General features: G+C 65.4%; 9 protein-coding genes and 3 pseudogenes. 7 read left to right on the top strand and 5 right to left on the bottom strand.

Annotation, left to right across the window (positions count from 1 at the left end; all coding sequences use genetic code 11):
* Positions 1–53 precede the first annotated feature (53 nt).
* On the top strand, positions 54–623 hold the full coding sequence (locus ACIGKQ_RS17185) for a DUF4333 domain-containing protein (protein ID WP_235721882.1): 570 nt from the start codon (positions 54–56) through the stop codon (positions 621–623).
* Positions 624–830: 207 nt separating this feature from the next.
* On the top strand, positions 831–2585 hold the full coding sequence (locus ACIGKQ_RS17180; protein ID WP_235721883.1) for a BCCT family transporter: 1755 nt from the start codon (positions 831–833) through the stop codon (positions 2583–2585).
* A gap of 49 nt (positions 2586–2634) precedes the next feature.
* On the opposite strand, the gene ACIGKQ_RS17175 is transcribed toward ACIGKQ_RS17180, so the two are convergent.
* On the bottom strand, positions 2635–3354 hold the full coding sequence (locus tag ACIGKQ_RS17175) for an alpha/beta fold hydrolase (protein ID WP_235721884.1): 720 nt from the start codon (positions 3352–3354) through the stop codon (positions 2635–2637).
* 271 nt (positions 3355–3625) lie between these two features.
* Here ACIGKQ_RS17175 and ACIGKQ_RS17170 point away from each other — a divergent pair, with 271 nt between their 5' ends.
* Complete coding sequence (locus ACIGKQ_RS17170; RefSeq protein ID WP_235721885.1) at positions 3626–4054, top strand: hypothetical protein; 429 nt, start codon at positions 3626–3628, stop codon at positions 4052–4054.
* Positions 4055–4260: 206 nt separating this feature from the next.
* Here the strand turns inward: ACIGKQ_RS17170 and ACIGKQ_RS17165 are convergent, their stop codons facing one another.
* From ACIGKQ_RS17165 to ACIGKQ_RS17150, 4 genes and pseudogenes are all read right to left on the bottom strand, one after another.
* Positions 4261–4869 carry a pyridine nucleotide-disulfide oxidoreductase gene (locus tag ACIGKQ_RS17165; RefSeq protein WP_396574549.1) on the bottom strand — a complete coding sequence of 203 codons (609 nt, stop codon included), beginning with the start codon at positions 4867–4869 and terminating at the stop codon, positions 4261–4263.
* Positions 4870–4986: 117 nt separating this feature from the next.
* Complete coding sequence (locus ACIGKQ_RS17160) at positions 4987–5583, bottom strand: DUF1214 domain-containing protein (RefSeq protein WP_396574548.1); 597 nt, start codon at positions 5581–5583, stop codon at positions 4987–4989.
* Positions 5584–5728: 145 nt separating this feature from the next.
* Positions 5729–5941: pseudogene (locus ACIGKQ_RS17155) on the bottom strand (DUF1254 domain-containing protein); the annotation flags it as partial.
* 437 nt (positions 5942–6378) lie between these two features.
* Positions 6379–6720 (bottom strand): annotated as a pseudogene (locus ACIGKQ_RS17150) (hypothetical protein); the annotation flags it as partial.
* A 218-nt stretch (positions 6721–6938) separates the two neighbouring features.
* Between ACIGKQ_RS17150 and ACIGKQ_RS17145 the strand changes: the two are divergent.
* The 4 genes and pseudogenes from ACIGKQ_RS17145 to ACIGKQ_RS17130 form a co-directional block, all read left to right on the top strand.
* Entirely contained in the window at positions 6939–9668 is a 2730-nt protein-coding gene (locus tag ACIGKQ_RS17145) for a cation-translocating P-type ATPase (RefSeq protein ID WP_396574547.1), read from the top strand.
* A gap of 174 nt (positions 9669–9842) precedes the next feature.
* Positions 9843–11066: an alpha/beta hydrolase gene (locus ACIGKQ_RS17140; protein WP_235721890.1), complete on the top strand. Its 1224-nt coding sequence runs from the start codon at positions 9843–9845 to the stop codon at positions 11064–11066.
* An 80-nt stretch (positions 11067–11146) separates the two neighbouring features.
* Positions 11147–11587 (top strand): hypothetical protein, encoded by a 441-nt coding sequence (locus tag ACIGKQ_RS17135; RefSeq protein ID WP_396574546.1) that lies wholly within the window; start codon positions 11147–11149, stop codon positions 11585–11587.
* 103 nt (positions 11588–11690) lie between these two features.
* A pseudogene (locus ACIGKQ_RS17130) lies at positions 11691–12176 on the top strand (dihydrofolate reductase family protein); the annotation flags it as partial.
* Between the last annotated feature and the right edge of the window lie 42 nt (positions 12177–12218).

Here is a 12218-nt window from a genome sequence, read left to right as displayed (position 1 = left end):
CCCTTCCACGACCTGGCCCGCCCGCCGCGGCCGTCCTCGCGACAGGAGTAGCAGTGACCAGCAAACACCAATCCCTGAGCCGGTTTGCCATCCTTGCGGTGGCGATTGTTCTCGCCGGGTGCTCGGTGTCGGTCAGCACCGGTGACTCGCAAGGTCTCAGCGCCGATCAACTCGAGACCGAACTCGGTGACGAGGCCGCCGCCCAGACGGGCGACGCGCTCGACGCCATCGACTGCACCAATGGTCTCGACGCGGAGGTCGACGACGCCACCAACTGCTCGGTGACCGAGAAGGGGGTGGTCGCGATTTGGGATGTGAAGGTCACGAATGTGGACGACGACAACGACTCCATCGACTTCAGCTGGCAGGTACAGGACGGATCTCAGCGGCTGTTGGCGTCCTCGATCGTCGATTCGATCGGCGCGGACTTCGGTCGGCAGACCGGCTACACGTTGACCGCCGTCCAGTGTCCTCAGCAGGAGATCTCCGCTCAACCGGGCACCACCGTGACCTGCGACGCCTCGACGGCGGAAGGGGAGACCGGCCCGCTACGCCTGACGATGGACGGGGCCGAGGGGATGGTCGTCAACTTCTCGTGGGATCTGCCGACCGGCGCGTCGTGAGCGGTTGGCGAGCGGGCCGGCTCCGGGTGCATCAGAACGGAAGCCGACGCGATTGCGGCAATCGGGGCAAATGTAACGAAGCGATTGCATCGGTGGCCATCGTCGAATCGGGGGACGATGCTGGGGTTCTAGTCGACGGTTCACACGACATCCGACACGCGCGATCCCGACCCGACATCGAGCCGTCGAGGATGGAGACGGCGACCTGTGGACACACTCGCTCGAAAGCTCGGTCTCAAGACGAACCCGCAGATCTTCTTCTGGTCGGCAGGGCTCACCATCTTACTGCTGGTGCTGTTCCTGATCTTCCAGGATTGGGTGGGTGACGCATTCGGGTCCGGCCGTGAATGGATTGTCACCAACCTCGGTTGGTTCTTCATCCTCGGGGTGACGGTATGGCTGGTCTTCCTGATCTGGGTGGCCATCAGTCGCTATGGGCGGCTCCGCCTCGGCGACGACGATGACAAACCGGCGTATTCCAACCTGTCGTGGTTCGCCATGCTCTTCGCCGGTGGTATCGGCACGGTGTTGATGTTCTGGGGTGTGGCAGAACCGATCTCACATTTCTCCAATCCGCCGTTCGAGGGGGTGCAACCCTACAGCGCGGAGGCCGCCGAAGATGCCATGAGCATCTCGCTCTATCACCTGAGCCTGCACACGTGGGCCATCTTCACCCTGCCCGGCTTGGCATTTGGCTACTTCATCTATCGCTACAAGCTGCCGATGCGTGTCTCGTCGGTGTTCTATCCGGTCCTCAAGGAGCGCATTCACGGGCGTATCGGTAAGACCATCGACGTCGTCGCGGTGCTGGGAACAGTTTTCGGGCTTGCGGTTTCGTTGGGTCTGGGCACCTCGCAGATCAACGCCGGTCTCAGCGAACTCATCGGTCTGCCGGACTCGGTGTGGGCCAAGGTCATCATCATCACCACGCTGACGATCGTCGCGACCTCATCGATCGTGGTGGGCTTGGAGAAAGGCGTCAAACGGCTCTCCAACATCAACATCCTGGTGGCGGTCGGCCTGATGATCTTCGTGCTCATCTTCTCCGACACCGTGTTCCTGCTCCGGCAGCTGATCGAGAGTCTGGGCACATATGCTTCCGACGTCGTGCCCCTTGCCTTCTGGAACGACGCCATGGCCGAGTTCACCAAGGACGGCGGTTGGGGCTGGCAGGGCGGCTGGACGGTGTTCTACTGGGCGTGGACGGTGACCTGGGCGCCGTTCATGGGGGTGTTTCTGGCCCGCATCTCCCGCGGCCGCACCATCCGCCAGTTCGTGATCGGTGTGCTGGTCGCGCCGTCGCTGTTCACCCTGGTCTGGTTCGTGATCTTCGGCTGGTCGGCCATGGAGATCGACGGTATCGGCGGTGACGGCGGCCCGATCTCCGAGGCCGTCGCCGAGAGTGTGCCGTTGGCGATGTTCGAGTTCTTCGACAACTTCCCGCTGACCACGTTGATCTCGGGTATTGCCGTCGTGGTGGTGGCGTTGTTCTTTGCCACGTCGTCGGATTCGGCATCCCTGGTGGTGGACATGTTGTGTTCAGGCGATGCCGAAGCCGGCCCGATCCGTCAGCGCGCCTTCTGGGGACTCACCGAGGGCGCGGTGGCCGCAACGCTCATCGTCGTCGGCGGCGAGGCCGGACTCAGTGCGCTGCAGGAAGTGATCACGGTGGTCGGCCTACCCATCTTCATCCTGGTGACATTGATGATCCCGACGCTGTTTATCGGTCTGCGCCACGAGAAACACAAGGTCACGCCGATGACCCATCAGCACTTCGTGCAGATGTACTCCGATCAACTCAACGGCAACGGGAACGGGTCGGACACCGGAGAGGCATCCGGCGGGGGAGACGAGTCGGTGAGCGCGCCGAAGTCCGGTGCGGCGCCTAGCGCCTCGACAACGCCGCCATCGGAAACCGCGACACCCACCGCGAATCCGGAAACACGTTCTGACACCAGCTGATACGCACACTGCGGTGCCCCGCGCCGAGTGATCGATCGGAGGGGATCGATCACTCGGCGTGATCGGCTGCGGTGGCGCGTTGAATCAGCCCTGCCAATGCTTTCGGGTCGATGAAGGCCGACATGTGCGACCAGTCAGGATGCAGATCGAACTCGGCACCGTGGATGCGTCGGGCGAGATCGGCCATGACCTCGGGCGTGGACACGCCGTCCTTACCCGCGGCCACCACGGTGACCGGCATGGCCAGGGAGCTCGTCCGCGACCATCGGTCATAGGTGGCGATTGCGGCCAGAGCGGCAGCCCAATCCTCGGTGTCGGCCTGGGAGAGTTGTTCTCGGGCAGCACACACCGCATCAGAGTCGGCAATCAGTTCGGCGGCGGTGAACCAGCGTGCCAGCGACCCGACAACCGATGGTCCCGACCCCGCGCGGACCTGCGCGGCCACCGGTCCGAACGCCGGGAACGGGGTGTCGCGGGTGCACAGCACGGTCAGCGTCCGAACCCGATCGGGGTGCGCCAGCGCGAGGTCGATCGCGATCTGCCCACCGAACGAGTGCCCGACAAGATCGAGATCACCCTCGAGGTCGGCAGCCACCTGTTCGGCCAGGATCGATTGCGCATCACGGGAGTTCGGCACATGCGTGCAATCGGGCGTGATCACTGTCCGCCCACTCAGATGTGTGACGGTGTCCGCCCAGATCTCCGGTGTCAGCGGCGCACCGTGCAACAGCACGAGAGTGCGATCGGAGTTCTGGACGTGGTGCGCCATTGCCGGAGACTACCGCGCCGCGGTCGCACACGTCACCGGTGTGCCACCGACGCGGAACACCAGGTCGGCAGTGTCATTTCGGCACTTGTCCGTCGATGGCATTTCCGCACTGCCGTCGGACACGATATTCGATTGCACGAGTACGACCAAAAGTATTGCCGCAGGCCATCTTCGCGCAGTCGCAACTCAACGGGCGTGGAGAATGAGAATGGCGAAAAAGGTGACGAGAATGGATTGTTGGAGGACGTTCGGGCTGATACCTTCGGTCGCCATGGCAAAGAAAATTCTCTGTTCTGTAGTGGGTTTGTCGGCGGCCCTCGGAGTCGGTGTCGCCGCGGCGGGCAACGCGGCCGCTGCGCTTCCCGAATTCGGGGTGACGTCGGCGGGGGAGACCGCCAATTCGGTGACCGTGCAGGTCGCCCGAGGTGACGATGGCGCCGGCACATACCTGTGCCTCGCCGTGGCGCAGCCCGACGGACTCCCGGACGGTGTCAACGTGTCCATTCCGAGCAACCCGGTACCTGTTGCACCCAACCGAGCGACGGACCTGACGATCACCAACCTGCAGGCCGACACCGACTACACCGTCACCGTGACCTGCACCAGCATCGCCGACCTGGACATCGGCAGTGCCTCGGTGCGCGTGCAGACCACCTCGGGTGCGGGAGGTGGAATCGGGAGCGGAAGCCTCGACTTCTGAGTTGCGCTCACCGCGCGGTGGTCGGGTACAGCGGCCGCGGGCGAGTTGCCGCGAGGTCGCGGAGCACCGGCACCGATGGGCCACCGGTCGGTGTATCTGTCTGCGGTGCCAGCGGTGGGCGGCGACGATAATTGACGCTGGTAGCTGCTGAGGCTGCAGACAGATACACCGGACGGGCGTCGCTCTCGGACGGCCGGCGCAACGGCTCAGGCGGGTTCGACCGCACGCAGGCAGTATCCGATCGCCTCCGGCTCGGAGAACACCCACGCGGTCTGATCGGCGGCGCAGGTGATCGAGTCGTCCGAACGGGTGACGGCCTTGGCGATGACGGTGTCGGTGGCCGCGGGGGCCGCGCAGTCCGACTCCCGGTAGTCGACGAGTTGTCCGCCCGGCAACGGGATCTGATAGCACCGGCTGTCGACGAAGTTGGGAGTCATGCAGAGCTTCTGCGGATCTCCGTCGAAGGACAGGCTTGCGCTGTTGTCCCCGGCGCAGTCGGCGTCGGCGGCGACCGTCTCGGCGGCGTAAAAGGTGAGTCCGTCGGCGTCGCAGGCGATGGTGGTGGCCCGGACGTTCCCCTGGTCATCGGCTTCGTCGTCGATCTGCAGGCAGTCACCGATCGTGATGTCGGAGGTGGATTCCACCGCTGAGTCGTCGGTACCGATCGAGACGCTGCACGCCGTCATCGCGGCGAGTCCGACCGTGGCCAGCAGGAGTGCGCAGTGTCGAGCAAGTGGCCACCGCGCGCTGGGGTGTGGGGGTTCGTCGGTGATGTAGGTGATGGGCGTTTTCGGGGTGGACGCGTGGTAGGACATCGCAGAGCCTTTCGGTAGCTGAACTGCCGTCAGCTTGTCGATCGGCTCTTGCGGCGCGCTTGGAGTCCACTTGGTCGTGGACGTCGGGCTACTCGGATTCCCGGTCGGGTGGCCGGGCTACCGCGGCACCACCGGTGGTGGCACGTATGTGTCGTTCGCCGCGGCTGATCCGGGAACGACGCCATAGAGGCGCAGCATCACGTTGAAGGGACGGAAGCCGACTGGCAACCAGTTCGCCTCTGGCACTCCCGGAGGCCGCACCCGCGCGATGTGGATGGAGATGGAACCGTCGCGGTTGCGCACCAGGCCCGGTGTGTAGCCGGCGACGACGTACTTGTTGATCGGATTGAGGATCATCTCGACGGAGTTCGGCGTGTAGGCGGTCAACGACCAGAAGCGGGAGGCCTCGGGGATCGCCGATGCCGGGAAGGTGAGGACGTAGCCGCCAGGTCGGCTGCCGTCGGGCGGTGCGCCGGCTTGGTCGCGGAACGCGTGGTAATAGGCGGCGGTGGCGATTCCGTTGCCGAACTGGATGAGCTCGGTGAGCAACGCGCGGTCGAGGACGTTGTCGCCCCGGTTGCCGAGGTTGGTGAAATGGATCCAGTTGTTGCGGTCCCGGTTTCCGAGGTAGTTGTTGATCAGCGCGGATGAGATCGGTGCCGACGGCGAAGGTCCGATCGAAAGCGGTTGCCAGGGTGCGCTGTCGGGCGACAAAAGAAGGCACCCGCGCCGCATTGTCGGCCGCACGCTGGGTTTGACGCAAGAACTCGACTGGTGCGGTTTGGATCAGCGTGTCGGCGAGGGTCTTGACGGGAAGGGCGAACTCGGCCACCGGGCGGATGCGGTGGGGCGAGTCGTAGACGTTTCCGTAGGCATCGAGTAATAGGACCGAATAGCTGACCGGTGTGTTGGGTACGGTCACCATCACCGGCCCGACCGAGGTGTCGACAGGCGAACTGGCATACAGGGTGTCGTCATTGATGTCCACGACGCCCTGATAGAGCGGCGAGATGGTGTCGGTCCGATGAGTCCGTTGTGCGGGGCGACGTCGAACTGGGTTTGCGCGAACCACAACCAATAGAACGTCTCCACCTACCGCTTCGTCAGCGCGGACACCGTGTCGACATGTGCCGGCGCAGAAATCAGCGCGGCGGCCGCGACACAGACGACGGCGACCGCCATTGTCACCCGAAACGATACTCGCGCAGCAGATCTCGTGAAACGGGCAGGGCTGGTGGACATGGCGGCGGCCTCCGCACCTCGCGTTCGACGAGGTGTCCGCACGGAAATCGCGGCCGGGCCCGAGCCGACCTGCGCGATTTTGCTGCGAGCCGGGTGTTGTCTATGCCGAAATGTCGGAATCGGTTCTCTGCGTGGATGGTGACGGGTTCGTGCTCGCCGCGCGGACAGGCCGCACGGCGTACGTTCTCAGCGGTGGGTCGGAGTGTCGTCGGGTCCGGGCTCCATGGGAACCTCGGGCGATGCTCCGTTGCGAGTGCCTCGGTGGTTCTTGACGTCGGGGTCGAGCTTGTCGGCGCGCGCGAACTCACGCTCGACCTCGGTGCGGGATTTAGCGGCGTGGCCCTGGTGGTTCTGGGCCTCTTCGTTGAGTTGTTTGGCCTCGGCGGCCTTCGCGTCGGCCTCGGCCTGGGCCTTGCGAGCGCGGGCGTCGGCCTCCTCGGCGATCGCCTCGCGGTGGCGGACCTCGGACACCTGCGAAGTGGCGTTCTCGCGGATCTCGTGTGCTTTGCTGCGGCGCCGCACGGTGCGCTGACGCAAGAGAAGGGCGATGACTGCAAGTACGACGATTACGATGACGACGGCCAGAATGATCCAGACTGCGGTGTCCATGATGTTTCTCCTCACTCGAGTGCACCGGGAGATACCCAGACGGGGTCGATCTCAATCGCGAACCGCGAGGTGGTTTGCGATTTTGTGCGCTCGAGATCGGTGAAATCCGGCATCGCGCCCGATCGTCCGGCATGATTGTCTGGTGTTTCGCCGAGAAGGCGGGGCGGTCCTCGCCTGGTCGTGAGGCCGCCCACGGGCTCTCTGAGAGGACCACTTCCATGGCTTTTACTGGTGTCGCAGCGCCTTTGACCGATGCCTACCTCCGCGACACGACCGGCGTGGCCGCCGCGCTCGACGTCGACGCCCGAGTCGGGCTGACGTCCGCGGAGGCCGCAGGTCGGTTGGCACGTTTCGGCCCCAACGAGGTGACTCCCGAGCCGCCGCCGACACTCTGGGCGGTCTCCCGTGGTCAGCTGGCGAATCCGATGAACATCATGCTGCTCATCGTTGCCGTCGCCAGCTTCGCGATCGGCCAGTTCGCCACGGGCATCGTGGTGGGGCTGCTGGTTGTGTTCAACGTGGTGATGGGCACCAAACAGGAGATGAAAGCCCAGGCCAGCGTCGACGCGCTCGCCCAGTTGCAGGTTCCGGTGGCGCGGGTGCGCCGTGACGGACAGGTGGCCGAGGTGCCGGCCGCCGAGCTGGTGCCCGGCGACATCGTGCTGGTGGAGGCGGGCGACCTCGTTCCGGCGGACGGACGACTCCTCAACTCCGCGACTTTGGAGGTTCAGGAGGCCGCGCTGACCGGTGAAAGTGCGCCGGTGCCCAAGGACTCGGCGCCGATCGCGGGCACGGAGGTCGCGCTGGGTGACCGCACCAACATGGCATTCCAGAACACCCAGGTCACCCGTGGGTCGGCGCAGTTCGTGGTGACCGCGACCGGAGCCGGCACGCAGATGGGCCGCATCGCCGACATGGTCACCGCAACCAAACGGTCCAAGTCGCCGCTGCAGCGCGAACTCGACGGGATGACCAAGGTCTTCGGTTTCCTCGCCTGGGGTGCCGTCGCGGTCATCGGCATCATCGGACTTCTGCGCGGACAGAACGGCGAAACGCTTGCGTTACTGTGTATCTCCACCGCGATCGCGTCCATCCCCACCGGTCTGCCGACCTTCGTGCAGACGATGTTGTCCTCGGGTGCACAACATCTCGCCGACGAGAAGGCGGTGGTCAAGTCGCTCGCCGACGTCGAGACCCTCGGCGGCACCACCGTCATCAACTCCGATAAGACCGGCACGCTGACGATGAACGCGATGACCGTCACGGCGCTGTATGCGGGGGACCAATGGTTCCGCGTGGAGGGTTCCGGCTACGCCAAGACCGGCGCAATCCTCGGCGCGGCAGGCGATCTGCCCGACTTCACGCCACTCGCGTTGGGGTTGTGTCTGTGTTCGGACGCCACAGTCGCCGACGACGAATCGATCATCGGCGATCCGACCGAGGCGGCGTTGGTCGTGTTGGCCGCGAAGATCGGGGTGGACGCCGAGGTCACACGCCGAGCCATCCCGCGCGTCACCGAGGTCCCATTCGACTCGGACTACAAGTTCATGGCGACATTCCACGACCGTCCCGACACAGTCCACGGCACCGTGGTGGACCAGCCCCATCTCGTGGTGGTCAAGGGAGGGCCGGACGTGGTGCTCGATCGGTGCTCCCACGCGCTGCGGCACGGCGATATCGTGCCCGTCGACCAGATGCGCCAGAACATCCTCGACGCCAACCGGGAGCTGTCCGAGAAGGGATTGCGCGTGCTCGCGTTCGCCGCGAAAGGGCTCGACGACACCGCAATGGCAGCCGCCACTGCTGACCCGATGGCCGCCGTCGGTGATCTCGTGCTGATCGGGCTCGTCGGCATCATCGACCCGCTGCGCGCCGAGGCGACCGCGGCTGTGCACACCGCGCTCGGGGCGGGGATCGATGTCCGGATGATCACCGGCGACCACACCATCACCGCTCGGGCCATCGCCGACCAACTCGGTCTGGGACCCGGCGTCATCACCGGCACCGATCTGCAACATCTCGGCGACGACGAAGTCCGGGCGCAACTGCCCGACCTGCATGTGTTCGGCCGGGTCGCGCCCGAGGACAAACTGCGGTTGGCCCGGCTCATGCAGGAGGACGGTGACGTGGTCGCGATGACGGGCGATGCCGTCAACGATGCGGCGGCTCTCAAACAGTCCGACATCGGCGTGGCCATGGGCAGCGGCTCGGAGGTGACCAAACAGGCCGCCAAGATCGTGCTCACCGACGATAACTTCGCCACCCTGGTGCGCGCGGTCGAACTCGGCCGCGACATCTATCGACGCATCTCCTCCTACATCCGGTTGCAGCTCACCGTGTTGTCGGCGGTGCTGCAGATGATGGTGTTGGCGACGATCCTCAACATCAACGGCGGCGTTGCACTGTTGCCGATGCAGCTGTTGTTCTGCAAGTTCTTCGTCATCGTGACGGTGGTGGTCGGGTTCATCGTCGACGCCTCCGATCCCGGCGTCATGCAGCGGCCGCCACGCGCCCCGGGAACACGGATCGTCAACGGCCCACAGATCGCTCGCTGGGTGATCAGTGGCTTCCTGATCGCGGGTAGTGCGCTCGCAGTTCTGCAGTGGGGGCCGGACGAGCCGTCCGCCGATCGCGGTTCGGTGGCGATGACGATGGCGTTCGCCGTGGTTGCCTTCAGCGGCGTCAACCTCGGCGTGGTGATGCGCCGGGAACGTGAGGCGCCGTGGTCGTCGCCGGTGTTCCCGTACTTCGGGTGGCTGATCGGCGGCTGGTCGCTGGCGTGGGCCGCCGTGGAACTCGGTATGCTCCAACGTCTGCTGGACACCGTGTCGCTTTCGGGTGGACAGTGGCTCGTCGTCCTCGGTCTGTCGCTGGTCGCGCCGGCCTTTGTCGGGATCGACAAGGCCATCCAGTTGCGGCGCATGGCATCTGTCTCCGGTGGCTCCTGAGGCCCGTCACCACCTGTTCCCCCTGGAACGAGCTTCACCTCCGGATTCCTGGGGAGCGAGCTTGCGAGCGTCACCGTTTGTTCCCTGAGGAGCGAGCTTCACGAAGGGCACGAACAACTCCAACCGTCGCCGGCCACCGTGACACACTGGTCGCAGGACGTGAGGGGTCCATCGATGACGACGGCGACGAACCAGGAACGGGCCGGGAGTGTCCGGTCCGCGCTGGACAAGGTGCGTCCCGGCGCGTCGCCTCCGGACCTACTCGGGATGACGGCAACCGAACGCGCCCGCTGGTGGGCTGGGCTCACACCCACCGAGCAGGTCTCAGTCGGGCTCGCTTTTCCCGAGATCATCGGTGTCGGACAGGGTTTGCCCGCATCGGTGCGCGACAGGGCCAACCGCCTGCTGCTCGACCGCGACCTCGCCCAGGCGCAGGCTGTGGTCACGCTCGAGGATCGCAGCGACGATGCCCGGAGAACACTGCGCAACGCACAATCGGTGCGCGCAGGCCTCGTGAAGGCGCAACAGACGGCACCTGGCGCCGCGGTCACGCTCTATGCCTATGACCCGCACGCTTTCGGCGAGGACGGCAAGGCCGTCGTCGCCGTCGGTGATCTGGACTCCGCACGCAACGTCGCATGGTTGGTCCCGGGCGCCGGCACCGAGATCTCCACGACCCCGGGCAACGTGCAGAACGCGGCCGACCTGTACAAGCAGGCCGGCGGGGAGCTCGGTGATGTCGCCGTGGTGACCTGGATCGGCTACGACGCACCCAGCGGTGCCGATCTCGGTGCGATCGTGGGGACCGGTTCGGCCCGCGATGGCGGTCGGATGCTCGCCGATGACATCGGCGGGTTCATCGCCGCTCGAGAACAATTGGGGGTCGGAGATGACGACCACCTCAACCTCGGACTCATCGGCCACAGCTATGGATCGACGACGGTCGGCTGGGCCGGCGACAACGGGCGCCTGTCAGGTGCCCTCGACACGGTCACGATGCTGGGGTCGCCGGGTGCCGGTGGCGTCGCGACGGCCGATGAGTTCGGGATCGGGGCGCGCAACGTCTTCGTGGGTGCGGCATCCGACGACGCCATCGGACACCTGGGCGGGGCCACGTCGACCACCGGCATCGGCGGATTGGGTATCGATCCCGCCACAACCGCTTTCGGGGCGCAACGTTTCCGTGCCGAGGGCGGCGACCTCGCGCCGGTTGTCGGCAACCACAGCAGCTACTTCCAGATCGGTTCGGAATCGTTGGAGAACCTGGGACGGATCGTGTCGGGCCGAGGTGGTGACATCACGCGCGAGAACCGACGCAGCGTGGCAGATGTCGTGGCCGGTCAGCTGTCCGGCGGGCGTCGCGATCCGGCCGTCGACTCCCGAAAGGCAGGACGGTGAGAGCGAGTTCCTCAGCACCATTACCAGATCGGACATCAGCCGTCGACGATGAACGGCCACTGACCGCTGCGCAGAGCGCGGTGGTGCGCCGACGTGCCAGGGAGGTCACGCAGGCAATCATCGACCTGCTGGTCGACGCCGAACACGTCATCCTCGACGATCGGGCATCCACCGAGGAGTGGGCCGGCTGCTGCGCCGTCGCCGATTCGCTCACCTACGGCACGCATTACAACGGTGTGCTGTACTCCGCACACATCGTCTTTGCATCGGACGTCGGCATCGACGTCGGGCGCCTGCACGAGGTTCTCGCTCCGGTGGGTATCGGGTGGCATGACGATGACCCCGGCATCGGCGCGGTGGGGATCTTCCGGGTCGCTGTCGACGCCACGCGGCTGCACATCCGGCTGACCACTCCGTGCTACTTCATCCGGGAACTCGGCGTTGCCGACGGCGGCACCTTGCCCGCTGTCGAGATCACCACGGTCACCGGGTTTCTCACCCGCTCCTGGGTTCGCCGCTAGCGATCTGCGCCGATCCCCCGGGCGAGTAGTCGGCCGATGAATCACGGCCGCGGGTTTTGTCTGTTCTTGTGGCACGCGATCGAGATCGAAGAGAGGAGAACACATGCGCAAGCTCGTCGTGACTCAGAACATCACCCTCGACGGTTCCATCGAGATGCTGACCACCTGGTTCGACCCGACCGAGGACGCCCCTGACCTCATCGAGGAATCGCACCGACAAGACGCCGCGGCGGAGGCCCTTCTGGTGGGACGACAAACCTTCGAAGATTTCCGTGGATACTGGCCACACCAACACGACGATCCGAATGGCATCTCCGACTATCTGAATGCGGTGCACAAGTACGTCGTCTCGTCGACGATGGCCGACCCCGCCTGGCAGAACTCGACTGTGCTGGCGGCCGAAGACGTGGCGCGGCAGGTGAACGACCTCAAGCACCGGGACGGCAAGGACATTGTGGTCACCGGCAGCATCTCACTGACACACGAGCTGATCTCGGCGCGGCTCGTCGACGAGTTCCGGCTCTTCGTTTATCCCACGGTGCAGGGACGCGGACGCCGCCTGTTCCCGCAAGGCGCTGAGCCGCCGCAGTGGTCTCGGTCAGCTGGATCCTGGCGGGTGCTGTGGCCATCC

Origin of the sequence: Gordonia sp. NPDC062954, from assembly GCF_044543825.1 — a bacterium.
Taxonomy (GTDB): domain Bacteria; phylum Actinomycetota; class Actinomycetes; order Mycobacteriales; family Mycobacteriaceae; genus Gordonia; species Gordonia tangerina.
The sequence above is the reverse complement of the archived record's forward strand: the minus strand, read 5'-3'. Positions and strand labels throughout refer to the sequence as shown.

Bases quoted from the DNA above. Each gene is read 5' to 3' on its own strand.
- ACIGKQ_RS17175 (WP_235721884.1), bottom strand. From the start codon at position 3,354: ATGGCGCACCACGTCCAGAACTCCGATCGCACTCTCGTGCTGTTGCAC.
- ACIGKQ_RS17170 (WP_235721885.1), top strand. From the start codon at position 3,626: ATGGCAAAGAAAATTCTCTGTTCTGTAGTGGGTTTGTCGGCGGCCCTC.
- ACIGKQ_RS17165 (WP_396574549.1), bottom strand. From the start codon at position 4,869: ATGTCCTACCACGCGTCCACCCCGAAAACGCCCATCACCTACATCACC.
- ACIGKQ_RS17145 (WP_396574547.1), top strand. From the start codon at position 6,939: ATGGCTTTTACTGGTGTCGCAGCGCCTTTGACCGATGCCTACCTCCGC.
- ACIGKQ_RS17140 (WP_235721890.1), top strand. From the start codon at position 9,843: ATGACGACGGCGACGAACCAGGAACGGGCCGGGAGTGTCCGGTCCGCG.